The sequence below is a fragment of the Cupriavidus sp. GW822-FHT02D05 genome (genome assembly GCF_058802485.1).
Genome location: NZ_JBXAOE010000004.1, coordinates 213,294 through 231,368, shown reverse-complemented (window position 1 = coordinate 231,368; position 18,075 = coordinate 213,294). Strand labels below are relative to the sequence as shown.

Sequence of the window (18,075 nt, the reverse complement as noted above, 5' to 3'; positions counted from 1 at the left end):
ACTGGAGGATTCTAGCGGGCGGCGCGTCGGCAATGCGATTTCGCCGTCATATTGGCGCGCGCCAGCGCCTAGTGGCAGGCCTCGGTGCGCGTGGGCAGGCAGCGCTCAGGCGCCGGCAGCGCTTCCAGCTCGGAGGCGAGCACGACCCGGCTGCGGCCACGCCGCTTGGCTTCATACAAGGCGCGGTCCGCGCTGCCAAACAGCTTGTCCCAGGTGGCGGCCCCACCGTCCTCGCGCTCGCGGATCTGCGCAACGCCGATGCTGGCGCTGGCGAACCCGCCAAGCTCGTGGGGCAACGCGATGGCGCGGATGCCACGCAGGATGCGGTTGGCCAGCAGGAGGGCATCGGCTTCAGTGGTATGCGGGCAAAGCACGCAGAACTCCTCACCGCCGTAGCGGCCCGCGAGGTCCGCGCCGCGGTGCGTTTCCTTCAGGACGCGGCCGATCTGCTGCAGGATGCGGTCGCCGGCGCGGTGGCCGCTGCTGTCGTTGATGTACTTGAAGCGGTCGATGTCGATCACCAGGCAGCTCAGCGGATGGCCGTGGCGGTTGAATTCAGCGGCCAGCACCATCGCCGCGCCATCCACGGCACCGCGGTTCAGCAGCCCCGTCAATGCATCGAGGCGTGCCTGCTTCTCCTGCTCGGCCAGCATGGCTTCCATGGTCATCAGCGTGAAGCCCGCCAGGCCAGCGAGGATCGCGACAAAAGCGGGCAGCAGCCGCAGCAGGAGCAAGGCTTCGGCACTCAGGGCTGGCACGGGGGCACCGGCTTCCAGCATCGCATACAGCCCGCAGCATTGCGCCAGCAGTTGCAGGCCGCACGCGGCAAGCACCAGCGGGCGGCTGCGGCGGGTCAGCGCAAGCGGGCGCCGCAGCAGGCAGGCCAGGGTGAAGCAGGCGGTAATGGCGGCTACCACGTAGCCGGTGACTTCGGCCAGGCGGCTGCCGCTGTCCAGAGCGCCGGCAGCCAGCACCGCAAAGATGGCAAGCACGCCGGCAGCGAGCGGCACGGGGGCCGAAGGGCGGTCGCCGGTCAGCGATATGCCGCGATGGATCAGCAACTGGGCGGCTACGCCCAGGGCGGGCGCCACCAGCAGGAACCATGCGGGCCCGCCGCGCGCGTCGATCACCAACAGGCCCGCGGCGCAGGCCAGCACCTGGCCTGCGACCCATGCGCGGCCTACGGCGCTCTGGCGCAAAGCCAGCATCAGGGCCGCGAGGATGATTTGCGTGGCGGTGAACAGGACAAGCAGTGCCATCACGGCAGTGCCCTCATCTGACTGCATGAGATCCCCATCGAGTTCGGCGCAGCATCGCTGCGCAGGAGTTTGCCTTCGAAGGTGGGTTCGCGCGTATTGCGTATCGCGTACTGCGTGGAGCCCGTGCGTGAGCCAGCTCGCGACTTGCGACATTCCCGAATGCGGCGTCCGGCCGGTGCTTGTCCGGGTCCATTCCTGCCGATGTGAAGATGTTTTTTTGTTTGAGAAAATTCTACACAGCGCCGCGCTGGAAGTGCCCCGTATTCGCGGCGCGTGACAATTGTTGACATTGGCCTCAAAGCGCGTGATCTACCATTCGCTTCGCTTGCTGCGCTGGTCGCCACGGACCGTTGTATTCCGGCCCAAGCTATCGTGTGATTCCCTATTTTCGTCACCTCAGAGCACAACAGCGTCGAGTTTGCGCCACGTACTGTGATACTTTGTCGATCCGGAAAACTACAAAAATGCAGAAAGTACCGAGACAACAATCAGCTTGCCAGGCACCAAAACCCCTTGCGCGACCGGATCCGGCGGCTTCCGTTTCAGCGCGCCTTCGCAGCGTTCGAAACCCGGGAATTGGCGCTAGCCAGCCTCTGTGACACTGGCATGCATTTGCACTAGTGCATATTCCCTAGTCCTAAATGCTTATATGCACAATTAAGCGCATGCCTCAGAATTCTCGCCCGTAGTGCTTGAATAAGCACTTTTAGTTTGGCCTGCAGGGGACTGCCTGAGAGATCGGGCAGCGCAGGTAGAAGTGGATGGGATCAGCCATACCCGGAATGCATCGTCTGGTGGCATCAAGCGCGACCAGCATGTTGGCAGCAAGCCAAGCGAGCTCTTTCGGGACTATAAAAATATGAAGAAAATAGGGGTCAGCAAGTGATTCTGTTGGGATTGGACGGTGTCACGCGCCGCGTGGCAGGCCTGCGTCAAGCAAGCCGGGGCGCGCCGATGACAAGAGCCTGGCTTGGCGCACTGCTGGCCGTGTTTGCATCCTGGCTGTGCCCGGCGCAGGCACAGGCACTGGCAACCACCGGCTCTCGCGCCCCGAACATCGTCTTCCACTACGGCAGCAAGCCGCCGGTGGACGCTCTGCAGGCGTTCGATGTCGCCGTGGTCGAGCCCGACAGCGGCTTCGATCCGCGCACCGCCACCACGCCCAATACGCAATGGTTCTCCTACGTCAGCATTGGCGAGGTCGCACCGTCGCGCGCCTACCTGAAAGACATTCCCAAGGCCTGGCTGATCGGCAATAACGACGCCTGGGGCGCTCGCGTGGTCGACCAGGCCGCCGAGGGCTGGCCCGCCTTCTACGTGGAAAAGGTCATCGCCCCACTGTGGCAGCGCGGCTATCGCGGCTTTTTCCTCGACACGCTCGACTCCTACCAGCTCAAAGCCAAGACGGATGCCGAGCGCGCCCGCCAGGAAGCTGGCATGGTGGCGGTGATCCGCGCCATCAAGGCACGCTATCCCGAGGCCAAGCTGATCTTCAACCGCGGCTTCGAGATCCTGCCGCAGGTCAACCAGCTGGCGTACGCGGTCGCGTTTGAATCGCTGTACCGCGGCTGGGACCAAGGCGGCAAGCGCTACACCGAAGTGAGCGAAGCGGATCGCAACTGGCTGCTCGGCCAGGCCCGAACGATCCGCGAGCAGTACCACCTGCCGGTGATCTCGATCGATTACTGCCCGCCCGCCGACCGCAAGTGCGCGCGCGACACCGCCGCGCAGATCCGCGCGCTCGGCATCATCCCTTACGTGGCTGATCCCGGTTTGCAGACGGTTGGGATCGGCAACATTGAGGTGATGCCGCGCCGGGTGCTGGTGGTGCAGGACCGCGAGCCGGGCGTATCGATCGACGACTCCGCGGGCGTGCGCTTCGTCTCCATGCCGCTGAACTACCTGGGCTATCGCGTGGACTTCGCCGAAGCCAGCCAGCCGCTGCCGGAGATCGGCCCGGACCGCTACGCTGGCGTGGTGATCTGGATGGCTGGCAACGTGCGCGACCAGCCCGGGCGTTTCTTCAGCTGGGTGCAGCGCAATATCGACCAGGGCGTGCCGGTGGTGTTCCTGAACGATTTCGGCGCGCGCATGAACGCAGCGCTGGCATCGAGCCTGCAGCTCAATTCGGTCAAGGGCAAGATCGGCGTCAAGGCGGACGTAGTGTCGAAGGACCCGATGATGGGCTTCGAGATGCCTGTGGCGCCGGACCGCACGCAGGCAGCGCCGGTTCAGGTGGGCAATGGCCCGGGCTTTCGCTCCCTGCTGCGCCTGAATTCAGGCACGCTGACCTACGACGCTGCCGCGATCACTCCCTGGGGCGGCTACGTGCTCGGGCCTTACGCGGTGCGGCAAAGCGCCAACGACCAGGACCGCTGGGTGGTGCAGCCGTTGTCCTTCCTGCGCGAAGCGCTGCGCCTGCCGGCCATGCCGGTGCCGGATGTCACGACCGAAAACGGACGTCGCCTGCTGACCGTGCACGTGGACGGCGACGGCTTTGCCTCCCGTGCCGAGATTCCCGGCGGCGGTTATTCCGGTGAAGTCCTGTTTCGCGAGATATGGGACCGCTATCGCCTGCCGATGACGATGTCGATCATCCAGGGCGAAGTGGCCAGCGACGGCATGTATCCCAAGCTGACCGCGCAGCTCGAGCCGATCGCCCGCAAGATTTTCGCGCAGCCCTATGTCGAGGTGGCGAGCCACACCTTCTCGCATCCCTTCGAGTGGGGCCGCACGGTGCCCGGCGGCACGCACTCGGAGAACGCCACCGAAGGCGACGACGACTTTCACCTGGCGATTCCCGGCTACACGATGGACCTCAAGCGCGAGATCGGCGGCTCGATCGACTATATCAACCGTACCCTGGCGCCCCCTGGCAAGCCGGTCAGCATGCTGCTGTGGTCGGGCGACTGCCAGCCGCCCGCCGAGGCCATCAAGCTGACCGACCAGGCCGGCGTGCTCAACATGAACGGCGGCGATACGCTGATCACGCGCAGCAACCCGACCTGGACCGCGATCTCGCCCATCGGCGTGAACAAGGCCGACGGCACGTTCCAGATCTTCGCGCCAAACCAGAACGAGAACGTCTACACGAATCTCTGGCATGGCCCGTACTACGGCTTCGAACGCGTGATCGAAACGTTTGAGCTAACCGACCGGCCGTACCGCTTCAAGTCGGTCAACATCTACTATCACAACTACTCCGGCACCAAGGCGGCTTCGCTCAAGGCGTTGCGCAAGGTCTATGACTACGTGCTGAGCCAGCCGCTGATGCCGGTGCATGCCACTGACTACGTGCGCAAGGTGATCGACTGGCAAGGCATGGCGGTGGCCCGCGAGCTGGGCGGCGACGCCACGCAGCCGGCCGCCTGGATCGTGCGCGGCGACGCCAACCTGCGCAACGTGCGCTGGACCGGCGCGGACGTGCCCGACGTGGCGAACTCGCAAGGCGTCACCGGCACCTCGCCGGCGCCCGGCGGCGGCGTCTACGTGCACCTGGCCGATGGTGCCTCGCGCATCGTGATGCGCGCCCCGAGCGCAGCCAATGCCGCGGCTCCCTCCGGCCCCGAGATCGCCGAGGCCAGCGGCTTCGTGCGCAACTGGCAGCGCACCGGCCAGGGCAGCGCGCAGCGCATCCGTTTTGACTTCAGCGGCTACTTCAAGCCATTCTTCCGCCTCGCAGGCGCGGACCGTTGCCGGATTGCCATCGATGGCAAGCCGGTGCAGGGCGTGCAGGAGCGCGGCACGCTGCGTTTCGATACCACTCCCGTTCCCAATCCCAACAATGCCAAGCAAAGCGTCGAAATCACCTGCGCCGCCTGAGCGCGAGCGGCTCCTGCCGCCAGCGTTCGTGCTGACCTTCACCGCCATGGTGGGGATCGGCCTGGCGTTGATGTTCCCGCGCGAAACCTTGCGCGAACGCCTGCTGGGCGATGGCCGGGCAGTGGACGGCCTCAGCATGGCCTACCTGGAAGCCTGGTGGCGGGCCACGCCCGGCGACAGCGGCTTCGCGGCGGTGCTGGCCGAGCAATATGCGCGCACGGGCCGGCTGGATGAGGCCGAGGCCATGCTGTCCCGGCTGGAGGCGCGCTATGCGGCCAGTTCTGCGGCCAGTTCCGCGGCCAGCCTGCAAGGGCCGGTGCGCAACGCTGAGGCTAATGCCGCCGACGCCGAGCTGCCCAGCCAGATCCTGCGTACCCGCATCGAGATCGCGCAGCAGCGCGCGTTCGCGGCGTTGCCGAACACCCCCGAGCGCGAGCACTACGTTGAAAAGCTCGGCGGCCTGCTCGACCAGGCGGTGACCATGAAGTGGGACCGCGCCGACCTGGAAGAGCTGGCCACCACCGCGCGCTCGATCAACGCGCTCAAGCCGGCACAGGTGTTCTACCAGGCGCTGGCCAAGAGCGACCCTGCCCGCGCGGCGCTGTGGAACGCGCAGGCTGCGTCGGCGGCGCTCGCGGGCGGCGACTACCAGCAGGCGGCCGACGCGCTGTTTGCCGCGCAGTCCCGTGCCACCGATCCGGCCGAGCAGCGCCGCCTCTACCTGGCCGCGCTCAAGACGCTGCAGTCCGGCAACGAGCTCGACAAGGCGCTGGCCCAGGCCGAGCAGCACGGCGGCAAGCTGCTGGAGAACGCCGAAGTCCTGCGTTACCTGACCAAGCTGGCGCTGGCCGCCAACCGCCCCGAGCAGGCCGCGCGCTATGTGCAGCGGCTGCTGCGCCTGCCGCCGAGCTTGCAGCCCGTGCCCGAAGGCGCCTCGCTGCAACGCGCCGAAGTGCGCCGCGTGGCGGCCACCCAGCCATGGGCCGCACGGGGTGTGATCTTCCTTGATGGCCCGCGTGGCCTGGCCTTGCGCCGCGCCATGGGCGACGCCGCGATGCCGCACCTGCGCCGCGTGGCGGATACCTCAGGCGCCGGCACGTCCGCTTCCGCGGCGGCGGGCCAAGCCCGCGCTGCCTCTGCAGCTTCGGCAGCACCAGCACCAGCAGCAGCCCCTGCCGGCGTCCCTACCGGCGCACCCACCGCGGCCGAGCGTGGCTTCAATGCCGACGACTACGAACTCGCGTTCCAGGTCTTCCTGGCCGCCGGCAAGCTCGACGACGCCCAGCGCGTTGCCGAGACCGCGGTGCGGCGCCAGCCCGGCGCGGCGCGCTGGCGCGAACGCCTGGCCCAGGTCGCCGAGTGGAATCGCCAGCCCACGGTAGCGCTCAAGAGCTGGCTGGAATATGCCCAGGCCAGCAATGACGAGACCGCCTGGAAGGCCGTGCTGCGCCTGGCGCCCGGCCTGAACGACGACCGCGCCTACCTGGCCGCGCTGCGCCACCGCGCCGTCACGGGCGATCTCGCTACCGTCGACCAGGTGGTCGCCACCTACGAACGGCTGGGCGAGCCCGAGCAAGGCCTGGCCTTCCTGCAAAGCCTGAGCCACGGCCCGAACGCGCGCCCGATCATGGAGCGCCAGGCGGAGCTGGCCGAGCGCGCCGGCAAGGATGCCCGCGCCTTCGAGCTTTACACCGAATTGCAGCAGCGCTTTGGCCCGCGCCCGCAATACGCGCTCAAGCAAGCCAACCTGCTCTATGTGCGCGGCAAGCTGGCCGAAGCCCTGCAGGCCATGGTGCCGTCCATGCGCACCGCGCGTTCCACCGACATCGAATTCTGGCGCACGCTGACCGAGCTGGCGCGCCTGAACCAGCGCAGCGACCTGCTCGAGCAAGGCTACCGGCAATTGATGCTGGCCATGGCCGAGTCGCATGACGACCACTGCATGGCCATGCCCCCCGGCGCCGGCCGCAACGACTGCCTGGCCGAAGTGCGCGATACCGAGGAATCGGATTTCTCGAACCTGATGGATTTCTACGACAGCTCGCCCATCGATGCCGGGCGCATCGCCGAAGCCAGCTGGCGCAAGGGCGGCAAGCTCGTGTCGCTTGAGCTCGCCATCAATTACTACACCCGCGCGCGCGCCTACGGCCGCGTCGCCACGCTGCTGCAAGGCATGACCCCTGCCCAGCTGAAGCAGGCCGAGCAATCCAGCCGCTTCCTGGCCATGCGCGCCGAGTACCAGCGCGCCCGTGGCGAGCGCGAACTGGCCCTGGCCGACCTGCGCCGTGCCGCCGGCATGCCCGACGCCGGCAGCGAGACGCTGGCCGCGCTGATGTGGGCGCTGGTCGATCTCGGCTCGGATACCGAAGTGCGCGCCATGATGCTGCGCCTGAAGGGCGAGGCCGAGGGCAACCCGGACTTGTGGGGTGCCTTTGCCGCCGGCAGCATGCGCTTCCAGGACGGCCGCGCCGCGCTGCATTACCTGCGCAAGATGGCCGACGGCAAGAACGCCGATCCGCTCTGGCTGGGTCTTGCCGCCGATGCCTACGACGCCATTGGCCAGACCAGCACCGGGTGGCGCCTGCGCCGCCAGGCCTGGGTCGACCTGCACAAGGACCAGTCCGCGGCCGGGCGCCGCGCCTCGGATCCCCGCAGCGTGGATCCGGCCGCCGAGGAGGAGGACGCGCAGGGCGGCCCCGCCCCGGCCGAGCTGCGCCGCCAGACCGTGGCGCTCGGGCAGATCTTTGCCTCGGGCGATGTGTCCCAGCGCCTGGTGATCGAGATGCTGCGCGCTGACCGCACCGTGATGGCCGGCACCAATGCCGCGAACTGGACCGGTCCCGCCAATCCGGCGTCGCGGCTGGGCGAGATTCCCGGCCTGCCGGCGCTCGATCCCAAGACGCCGCCGGGCGTGGCGCAACGCGAGGCGCGCCAGCAGGCCGTGGTCTCGTCCGCTTCCAAGGAAGTGGCGCTGGCCTGGGCCCTGTCCAACGAATCCAACGAACTGGCGCGTGCCTGGCTGGCCCGCCAATATGCCCGCCAGTTGCTGCGCCCGGCGTATGCCGAGATCACGCTGGCGCTGGCCAACCAGGACCTGGCCGCGCTCGACCGCGTGCTGGAGCGCCAGGCTGGCCGCATTCCGGTGGACAACCAGATCGAAGCCAACGTGCAGCTCGACCGGCTCGGCGCCGCGCAGACGCTGGCCTACGAAACCCAGGAGACCACCCGTACCGACGACAGCCTGCAGGAAACCCTGCAGGACACGCTGCTGTTCAACGCGCAAGCCATCGAGCCACGCGTGACGTACCAGCGCCAGAGCCCGCTGAGCTATTTCGACTACAGCCTGGCTGGCGGCGTGCGCCTGTGGGATGGCTACGACCTCAACCTGCGCGGTGCCTGGCGCACCCAGCGCAGCGTGGACCAGACCCAGCTCACCGGCGTGCCTTCGTCCGACAAGCGCGGCGAGCTGTCGCTCGGCTACCGCGACCAGCACCTGCGCTGGCGCCTCGGCGTGGGCCGGCGCGACGGCCTGGATAGCGTGACCACCGCGCGCTTCACCGGCGAGTGGCGCGAGAGCAGCCGCTTGAGCTTCACCACGCTGGCCGGCATCAACCAGAGCGCCGACGAATCGGCGGCGCTGCGGGTCGGCGGCGTCAAGGATGTGCTCGGCCTGGGTGCGACCTACAACTTCAGCCTGCGCGAATTTGCCGGCGCTCGCATCGAGTACGACCGCTTCCGCGGCCAGGACGGCTCGCAGCTGGGCCACGGCCTGGTGTACGACCTGGAACTGGGCTACCGCATCCGTACCGCGTACCCGGACTACACGGTGCGCCTGGTGGGCACCCATGTCACCTACAACGCGCGCGGCGGCACGCTCAGCAACAAGCTGGCCACGCTGGTGCCTGCCGACGACGAAGCCACGCCGGGGTTCTACATGCCCCAGGGCTTTACCCAGGCCGGCGTGACATTCGGCTTCGGCACCGAGCTGATCGACGACTACACGCACAAGTGGCGGCCGTTTGCCGAAATCGGCCTGCTGCACGACACCCGCGCCGGGCAGAACTTCCGGGCGCAACTGGGCGTGGCCGGCAAGGTGTTAGGCAACGATCACCTGTCCATGTATGTGCAGCACGAAACCGCGGCGCGCAATGGCGGCACGCCGCTGACCGAAGTGGGTGTTCGGTACAGATGGCTTTTTTAATCCGGGCAGGCACGCGGGCGTGCCGGTTCACTGTATGCAATCGAGAAGGGGAGAGAGTCATGGAAACAACTAGCACGAAGCAGAACCGCGCAGCACGACTGCTGGGCTGGTGCGGTGCGCTGGGCGCAGCGCTGTGGCTGGCCGGATGCGCGGTGACCGATATTGGTCGCGCGCCCGCGCTGCCGGCCGGTGAGTCGGTGGCGATACTGCCGATCGTCAACTACACCGAGACGCCGCAGGCAGGCCTGCGCGCCGAGGCGATCGCGGAAAGCCTGCTGAAGACCGGCGGCATTGCCAACGTCAAGCGCTATCCCGCCAACCTGAACCCGGAAACGCTGTTCGAGCCCGCCGAGCGCGAGTCGGTGGGCAAGGCGCTGGAGTGGGCACGTACGCAGAAGATGCGCTACGCCCTCACCGGCGCGGTGCAGGAATGGCGCTACAAGGTGGGCGTGGATGGCGAGCCGGCCGTGGGCATCTCGCTGCAACTGCTGGACGTGAGCACGGGCGAAGCCGTCTGGTCCGCCACCGGCAGCGACAGTGGCTGGAGCCGCGAGTCGCTGTCGGGCACCGCGCAAAAGTTGCTGCGCCGCCTGCTGGCGCCGCTGCGCCAGGGTTGAACCGCAGGAGAGCATGATCGTGGCCAATACAGCCGACAAGATTCGGGAAGGACAGGGCATTGGCGCGGGCGGCCGCTATTTGCGGTTGCTTGCGCCCGCCACGAGCGGACCGGTCTCTGCGGTCGAGCTGGTGGTGACGATGGCGCTGGCGATGGGGCTGGGATACCTGCTCCTGCCCAACAACCCCCTGCTGCTGGGACTGGGCTTTCCCTGGGCATGGCTGCTGCCGGTCATCCTGGCGCTGCGCTATGGCACGTTGATTGGCGTGGGCAGCGTGCTGATGATGCTGGGCGGCTGGTTCTTCTTCCACCAGATCGGTGCGCAGCCGGGTGAGTTCCCGCGCCTGTTCTTCCTGGGCGGGCTGCTCATGGTGCTGGTTGCCGGGCAGTTCGGCGATGTCTGGGGCACGAGGCTGGCGCGCGCGCGCGCCGTCAACCGCTACCTGGAAGAGCGCCTTGCGGCCCTGACCAAGAACCACTACCTGCTGCGCGTGTCGCATGCGCGGCTGGAGAACGACCTGCTGGCCAAGCCCACCACGCTGCGCGACACGCTGTCGCAAATGCGGGCGGTGACGCTGGAAGATGCCGCACCGGGTGGCGTGCTGGTGGGCGCGCGCCCCATGCTGCAAGTGGTGGCGCAGGCGTGCCAGCTCGAAGCGGCCGCGCTCTACGCTGTCGATGGCGAGACGGTATCCGCCACGGCGTCGGCGCAGATCGGCCCGGCATTCGAGTTCGATCCCGACGATGTGCTGGTGCGCCACTGCCTGGAGACGCGCCAGCTGGCGCACCTGCAGGCCGACGGATTGTCGCGCCAGTCGCCGGACTATCCGCAGACCCGCTACGTAGCGGTGGCGCCGGTGCTGTCCGGGGCCGACAAGCTGGTGGGCCTGCTGGTGGTCGAGCGCATGCCGTTCCTGTCGCTCAGCTACGAGAACCTCCAGTTGCTGATGGTGCTGATGGGCTATTACGCCGATGGCGTCGAGCACGCCGTGTCCACGCGCGCCATCGCTGCCGCGATTCCCGGCTGCCCTTACGACTTCTCGCTGGACTACGCCCGCCTGTCGCGCCTGCGCCGCGACAGCGGCATCGACAGCACGATCGTGGCGCTGGTGTTCGATCTCGACGAATCGCGCGATGCGCTGTTCGACCAGGTCATCCGCAGCCGCCGCGCGCTCGACGTGGCCTGGCCGCTGACCAGCGCGCACCAGCGTGCCCTGCTTACCTTGATGCCGCTGTCGGGCAACGAGGCGGCCTCGGCCTACCTGGTGCGTATCGAAGACATGCTGCGGGCCCAGTTCGGTACCGATTTCGAAGCGGCGCGCATTGGCGTGCATACGCTGGCCGTGCCTGCCAACGCGCCGGTGGAGCCGTTGATCCGCCTGCTGCATCGCTGCCATGTGGATGTTCAGCCGGCGCCGGTACCGGTGCCGGTGGCACTAGGCGAGGTTGGCCGTGGGTAAGCTCGGCATCGGCGGCATCGCCGCGCAAATCGCCGCCCTGGCGCTGCTGGCCCGCGCCGGGAACAGCACCGCGCTGCTGCTGACCTTCCTGATGATGCAGGGGCTCGCCGCGGCGATGATCGCGATGGTGCTGTGGCGCCTGCTGCCCCGGCGCTTTCGCGTGCCGTTCGCGTGGAGCTATGGCTACCTCTTCGTATTCTGCTTCCTGGTGCCGCTGGCCGGCGGCATGATCTGCGTCGGCAGCCTGCTGATCGCGCGCTTCTTTCCGGGGCGCCGTCCCACGGCCGGCATCGGCCTGGTCGGGCTGCCGGTGTTCGTCACCCACCTGATCTCGCGCGTGACCCACGGCGGCGGCGCGCGCTTGCGCGCCCAGTTGGGCAACACGCGCGCGCCGTTGCCCGAGCGCATGACCGCGCTGGTGGCCATGCAGTCGATGCCGGCGCGCACCTCCAGCCCGGTGCTGCGCGACCTGCTGGCCGACAGCGCCGACGACGTGCGCCTGCTGGCCTACGGCATGCTGGACGGCGCGGAGAAGCAACTGACGCAGAAGATCCTTCTCGAGCTGCCGCGCCTGGAAGCCGCGCAGGACGATCGCGAGCGCGGCGAGATCAACAAGCGCCTGGCCGACCTGTACTGGGAATTGATCTACCAGAACCTGGTGCAAGGCGACGTCTATCGCTACACCGCCGACCAGGTGGAGCGCCATGCGCGCGCCGCGCTGGAGGTTGACGCCGACCAGGCCGGCTTGTGGTACATGCGTGGCCGCCTGGCCCTGACCCGCGACGAGCCCGCGCAAGCGCGCGGGTGGCTGCAGCGGGCCGAGGCGCTTGGTTTTGCGCGCGAGCGCACGCTGCCGCTGCTGGCCGAAGCCGCCTATCTGGAGCGCGACTACGCCGCCGTGCGCGCCATCTTGCTGTCATTCGACAGCCCATCGCCGCTGCCATTGGTACGGCCCCTGCTGCGTTACTGGCAATCATGAGCGATACCCCTTTGCCCCGCGCCGACTCCGCCGATGTGGCCCTGCTGCTAGAGGGCACCTTTCCGTATGTGAGCGGTGGGGTGTCGAGCTGGGTCAACCAGATGATCCGGGCGTTTCCGGACGTCCGCTTCGCCATCGTCTTCATCGGCAGCCGCCGCGAAGATTACGGCGACATGGTCTACGCGCTGCCCGACAACGTCGTGCACCTGGAAACGCATTTTCTCTACGATTTCCCGCCGCCTCCGCTGGTGCATGGCAGCGACGGCGATCCCGTCACCTTCGCCGCCTCGGCGCAGTTGCACGAGGTGCTGCGCCAGCCTGGCCGCGAGCAGGAAGCCGGCGAGCTGATCCGCGAGCTGATGCCCGAGTTGACCGATGGCGGCAGCCTGTCGGAAGACGCGTTCCTCTACAGCCGCAACGCGTGGCGGACCATCACCGAGCAGTACCGCCAGTACTGCACGGACCCGTCCTTCACCGATTACTTCTGGACCGTGCGCATCATGCATAAGCCCCTGTGGCAGCTCGCGCGCATTGCCGAGGGGCTGATCCCGGCCAAGGTCTACCACACGGTGTCCACCGGCTATGCCGGTTTCCTCGGCGCCATGCTGCACTACCGCACGGGACGCCCCTTGCTGGTGTCCGAGCACGGCATCTATACCAAGGAACGCAAGATCGACCTGTTCCAGAGCCAGTGGATCCGCGACAACCGCAACGTGTTCGAGCGCGACATCTCGCAGATCAGCTATTTCCGCGAGCTGTGGGTGCGCTTCTTTGAAACGCTGGGCCGCGTCTGCTACGACGCCGGCGACACCATCGTCGCGCTCTACGAAGGCAACCGCCTGCGCCAGGTTACGGACGGTGCCCGCGCCGAGCGGACCCGCAATATTCCCAACGGCATCAACCTGCCACGGCTGGCCGCGCTGCGCGCGCAGCGCGCACCCGGCGTGCCGCCGGTGCTGTGCCTGATCGGCCGCGTGGTGCCGATCAAGGATATCAAGACCTTTATCCGTGCCATGCTGACCGTGGTGCGGCAATACCCCGATGCCCAAGGCTGGATCGCCGGTCCGGAGGACGAAGATCCGGAATACGCGCGGGAATGCCGCAGCCTGGCCGAAAGCCTGGGCCTCGCCGACAAGGTGAAGTTCCTGGGCTTCCAGCGCATCGATGAACTGCTGCCCAAGGTGGGCGTGCTGGTGCTCAGCTCCATCAGCGAGGCATTGCCGCTGGTGGTGCTGGAAGGCTTTGCCGCCGGCGTGCCGTGCGTGACCACCGATGTCGGCTCGTGCCGGCAACTGATCTTCGGCCTGCCCGGCGAGGATGCGGCGCTGGGCGCGGCGGGCGACGTGGTGCGCATCGCCGACCCGGCCGCGCTGGCCGAGAAGGCGATCGGCCTGCTGGGCTCGCCCGACGCATGGCATGCCGCGCAGCAGGCCGGCATCCGGCGCGTGGAGCGGTATTACACGCAGGAGATGATGGTGGGTAGCTACCGTGACCTGTACACGCGCCTGATGGCGCAGCCACGGGTGGAATCGTCCGCCGGCGGATCCCCCGCCAGGGCGGCGCAGGCCGCGGGCTGCCCCATGAAGGGAGGTCGCTGAGATGGCGGGGATTGGATTCGAACTTCGCAAGATGTTGCGGCGGGACAACCTGTCGGGCATGCTCGGCGCGTACGCCTATGCGGGCATCATCAGCTCCGGGCCTTGGGTCCTGTCGATCGTCGGCATCTTGCTGATCGGTGTGCTCAGCCTGCCGTTCGTGGTGCCGGGCAGCCTGGTGACGCAGTTCCAGGTCTCGGTGACCTACCTGATTGCGGTCAGCCTGATCCTGACCGGGCCGATGCAGCTGGCCTTTACCCGCTTTACGTCGGACCGCCTGTTCGAGAAGCGCGATGGCCTGGTGCTGTCGAACTACCACGCGGTGGCCCTGCTGGTCACCGCGCTCGCGGGCACCATCGGCATCGGCTGCGCGCTCTTTGCGTTCCCGGCGCAGTCGGTGCTGTATCGGTTGTTGATGACCGCGGGCTTCGTGGTCATGAGCAATATCTGGATCGCGGTGATTTTCCTCACGGGCATGAAGCAGTACAAGGCCATCGTCTGGACCTTCCTGCTGGGCTATACGCTGACGGTGGTGGCGGCGCTGGCGCTGCGCAACTATGGCCTGGAGGGCCTGCTGCTGGGGTTTGTTGCCGGCCAGCTGTGCTTGCTGACAGCCATGGTGGTACTCATTTACCGCAACTACACCAGCCAGCGGTTCATTTCGTTCGAGGTGTTCCAGCGGCGCTATGCCTATCCGAGCCTGATGCTGATCGGGCTGCTGTACAACCTTGGCATCTGGCTCGACAAGTTCATGTTCTGGTACTCGCCGTCCACGGGGCAGCAAGTCATCGGGCCGCTGCACGCGTCGATCATCTACGACATCCCGGTGTTCCTGGCCTACCTGGCAATCATCCCGGGCATGGCGGTGTTCCTGGTGCGCATCGAGACCGACTTCGTCGAGTACTACGACGCCTTCTACAACGCCGTGCGCGGCGGCAGCTCGCTCGAGCATATCGAGGATATGCGCAACACCATGGTGCAGACGATCCGCCTGGGACTGTACGAGATCGTCAAGGTGCAGGCCATTGCGGCGCTGGTGCTGTTTGTCCTGGGCAGGTTCGTGCTGGCGGCGCTCGGCATTTCGGAGCTCTACCTGCCGCTCCTGTATGTGGACGTGATCGGCGCCAGCCTGCAGGTGGTGCTGCTGGGGGTGCTCAATATCTACTTCTACCTGGACCGCCGGCGTGAAGTGCTGCTGCTCAGCGGCTTGTTTGTGATCCTCAACCTGGTGTTCACTGCCGTGACCCTGCAACTGGGGCCGGCCTGGTATGGCTACGGATTCGCGGTATCATTGTTGATCGTCGTGGCCCTGGCGATCTACCTGCTGGACCGCAAGCTGGACCGCCTCGAGTACGAAACCTACATGCTGCAGTAAAGGCGCGCGCGCCGGCTTTTGCGCCGGCGCGCTGCAATACCCTCCCGCGCCGTCCTTGGCGCGGCGACGCCGGATTCTGTACCATTCCCCTTTTGCGTACCTGGCGCCCGGCCTGCCCGGGTTATTGCGCGTTGCCTTTGCGGCGGCGCAGGAAGCGCGCGGTGGCATCTGGAAGAGAAGACGTGGCAAGCAAGAGGTAAGTATGAGAATCGCTTCGGTGGAAGACGACAAGAGCCAGTCCGAGCTGATCCAGCAGATCCTGGTCTCGGCCGGCCATGAGTGCGAGTGCTTCGCCAGTGGCAGCACGTTCCTGCGGGCCCTGCGCGAGCAAGCGTTCGACCTGCTGGTGGTGGACTGGCAACTGCCCGATACCAGCGGGCTTGAGGTGGTGACCTGGGTGCGCCAGAACTCCGGCCGCAATCCCCCCATCCTGTTCCTGACCAGCCGCTCACAGGAAGAGGACATTGTCGCCGGGCTGGGCGCGGGCGCCGACGACTACATGATCAAGCCGATCCGCCGCGCCGAGCTGGTGGCGCGCGTATCCGCGTTGCTGCGCCGCACGTATCCGCAGGCGCAGCAGGACAGCGCGCTGATCCGGGCGGGCAACTACGCTGTCGATCCGCAGGCGCGCACCGTGACCTGCGGCGAGAGCCGGGTGGACGTGTCGCCGCGCGAGTTCGACCTGGCGTTGTTCCTGTTCCGCAACCTGGGGCGCCTGGTGTCGCGCGAGGTGGTCGAGCAAGCCGTGTGGGGCCGCGCCATCGGAATCGGCTCGCGCACGCTCGATACCCATATCTCGCGGCTGCGGATCAAGCTGGCATTGCGGCCCGAGAATGGTGTGCGCCTGACTTCCGTATATGCGCACGGTTACCGGTTCGAAGCCGCGGGCGACGGGGATATGCAGGGCCAGCAGGATTCGCAGGATTCGCAGGATTCGCAGGATTCGCAGGATCTGCAGGACAAGAAGGAAGACTGAGTTTATGAAGCGGTTCGACATGGCGGCAGGCAGGAAGGCAGGCGTTGGAGCGCACTCGCGCGCGGCATGCACGAGGGGCGCGAGGGGTGCGATGGGTGTGGCCGGCACGATCGGCATGGCCGGATTGGTTGGCGTGCTGGGTGCCGCATGGTCCGCCAGCGCTGTGGCGCAGGCTGCAGGCGCCGAGGGCGCCAACTTCATCTACCAGGTGCGCCCGGGCGACACGCTGATTGGCGTGGCGGACCGCTTCATGGCCAATCCCGCCGGCTGGCGCGAACTGCAGGCACTGAACAAGGTGGCCGATCCTTACCGGCTGCCGCCCGGCATGCGCCTGCGCATCCCGCTGGCGCGCATCCCGGTGACCGAAGGCACCGCCCGCGTGGTCTTCGTGACGGGGCAGGCGAGCGCCGATGGCCGCACGTTGCAGGCTGGCATGGAGCTGCGCGAAGGCGCCCGCATCGAGACCGGCGCCGGCGGCACCGTCACCATGGAACTGGGTGACGGCTCACGCGTGACGTTGCCGCCGGTGACAGCCGTGGAAGTCAAGCGGCTGCGCGCGTTTGCCCGCACGGGCCTGACCGATGCCGTGATCGGCATCGGCCAGGGCGAGGTGGAGTCCCGCGTGGCGCCGCGCGGCACCGGCGTAGGGCGGTTCGAGATCCGGACCCCGTCGCTGGTGACCGGTGTGCGCGGCACGCGCTTTCGCGTGGGCACCGAGGACGGCGCCAGCCAGAGCGCCGTGCTCGAAGGCCAGGTGCAGGCCCGCTCGCGCCGCGGCCAGCAAGCGGTGGTGCATTCCGGCTACGGCGTCAGCGCATCGGCCACGGGCGCCCTGACGCGGCCCGCCGCGCTGCTGCCGGCGCCGGCGCTGGTGCCGCTGCCCCAGCCGCTGCTGGCAAGCCATGCCACCGTGAGCTGGGGGGCGGTTGCACGGGCCGCCAGCTACCGCGTGGTGGTCTCGCGCGATGCAGCCCAGACGGAGTTGCTGTCCTCCCAGGCCGTAGGCGGCACGCAGGCCGCGCTGCAAGACCTGCCCGAGGGCGAGCTCTACGTGGGCGTGAGCGCGCTCGATGCCCGTCACATCGGTGGCGCGGGCGCGGTGATGCCGTTGGTGGTGCGCTTGAATCCGCCCGCGCCTTTTACGCTGGCGCCCGAGCGCGATGGCACCGCCTACGGCGAGACGCCGATGTTCACCTGGGCCGAAGTCGCAACCGCGGCGCAATATGAATTCGAAGTGGCGGCCAATGCGGATTTCACGCAAGGCCTCATGCAAGTGCGCGGTGCGGCGCCCTCGGCCAGCCAGGCGCTTGCGCCCGGCCGCTGGTGGTGGCGTGTGCGCTCGGTTGACGCCGGCGGGCAGCCGGGCCCCTGGAGTGAACCGGTGGCGTTCGCGCTCGAGCCGGCACCGCCGCAGCCGCGCCTGGAGGACGATGGCGGCGACGCCTTGCGGCTCGCATGGCCGGCCGCCGGCGCAGCCAGCGCCAATGGCGCGGCGCAAGCCTACCGCGTGCAGATGGCATCCGACGCCGCCTTTACGCAGATCGTGGCCGACGTCAGCACCGAGACCAACGCGGCCCGCCTGCCGCGGCCCGGCAGCGGCACGTATTTTGTGCGGGTGGCTCGCCAGGACGCGGCCCGCGAGCCGCATTTCTCAGCGCCCCAGCGCATCGAGGTGGTGCAGTACATCCGCGATTCGCAGGGCCAGCCCGTGAGCGCCGGCTCACGCTGGCTCAATCGTGCCAACTAGCCTGGCGCAATTCGCCGCGCGCGCGCGCTCGTTGCGCCGGGTGCC

10 protein-coding genes are annotated in these 18,075 nt (G+C 67.7%); 9 read left to right on the top strand and 1 reads right to left on the bottom strand.

Going from position 1 to position 18,075, the window contains the following annotated elements; all coding sequences use genetic code 11:
* Positions 1 to 68 precede the first annotated feature (68 nt).
* Entirely contained in the window at positions 69 to 1,286 is a 1,218-nt protein-coding gene (locus AC1RQK_RS07630; RefSeq protein WP_492808314.1) for a GGDEF domain-containing protein, read from the bottom strand.
* A gap of 927 nt (positions 1,287 to 2,213) precedes the next feature.
* Between AC1RQK_RS07630 and AC1RQK_RS07625 the strand changes: the two genes are divergently transcribed.
* The 9 genes from AC1RQK_RS07625 (at position 2,214) to AC1RQK_RS07585 (ending at position 18,030) form a co-directional block, all read left to right on the top strand.
* Positions 2,214 to 5,081, top strand: a complete 2,868-nt coding sequence (locus AC1RQK_RS07625) for a bifunctional glycoside hydrolase/polysaccharide deacetylase family protein (protein ID WP_492370554.1) — start codon at positions 2,214 to 2,216, stop codon at positions 5,079 to 5,081.
* Complete coding sequence (locus AC1RQK_RS07620; RefSeq protein WP_492808312.1) at positions 5,044 to 9,282, top strand: tetratricopeptide repeat protein; 4,239 nt, start codon at positions 5,044 to 5,046, stop codon at positions 9,280 to 9,282. The genes AC1RQK_RS07625 and AC1RQK_RS07620 overlap by 38 nt, the downstream gene beginning before the upstream one ends.
* A gap of 59 nt (positions 9,283 to 9,341) precedes the next feature.
* Positions 9,342 to 9,899 carry a penicillin-binding protein activator LpoB gene (locus AC1RQK_RS07615; RefSeq protein ID WP_150984411.1) on the top strand — a complete coding sequence of 186 codons (558 nt, stop codon included), beginning with the start codon at positions 9,342 to 9,344 and terminating at the stop codon, positions 9,897 to 9,899.
* Between the two features lie 13 nt (positions 9,900 to 9,912).
* Entirely contained in the window at positions 9,913 to 11,358 is a 1,446-nt protein-coding gene (locus AC1RQK_RS07610; RefSeq protein WP_492808310.1) for a PelD GGDEF domain-containing protein, read from the top strand.
* Entirely contained in the window at positions 11,351 to 12,337 is a 987-nt protein-coding gene (locus AC1RQK_RS07605) for a tetratricopeptide repeat protein (protein WP_492808308.1), read from the top strand. Before AC1RQK_RS07610 ends, AC1RQK_RS07605 begins: the two co-directional genes overlap by 8 nt.
* Positions 12,334 to 13,935 (top strand): GT4 family glycosyltransferase PelF, encoded by a 1,602-nt coding sequence (gene pelF / locus AC1RQK_RS07600; protein ID WP_492370550.1) that lies wholly within the window; start codon positions 12,334 to 12,336, stop codon positions 13,933 to 13,935. The genes AC1RQK_RS07605 and pelF overlap by 4 nt, the downstream gene beginning before the upstream one ends.
* A gap of 1 nt (position 13,936) precedes the next feature.
* On the top strand, positions 13,937 to 15,307 hold the full coding sequence (gene pelG / locus AC1RQK_RS07595; RefSeq protein ID WP_492370549.1) for an exopolysaccharide Pel transporter PelG: 1,371 nt from the start codon (positions 13,937 to 13,939) through the stop codon (positions 15,305 to 15,307).
* A gap of 202 nt (positions 15,308 to 15,509) precedes the next feature.
* Positions 15,510 to 16,283, top strand: coding sequence for a response regulator transcription factor (locus AC1RQK_RS07590; RefSeq protein ID WP_492808306.1), 774 nt, complete (start codon positions 15,510 to 15,512; stop codon positions 16,281 to 16,283).
* 4 nt (positions 16,284 to 16,287) lie between these two features.
* Positions 16,288 to 18,030 (top strand): FecR domain-containing protein, encoded by a 1,743-nt coding sequence (locus tag AC1RQK_RS07585; protein ID WP_492808304.1) that lies wholly within the window; start codon positions 16,288 to 16,290, stop codon positions 18,028 to 18,030.
* The last annotated feature ends 45 nt before the right edge of the window (positions 18,031 to 18,075 follow it).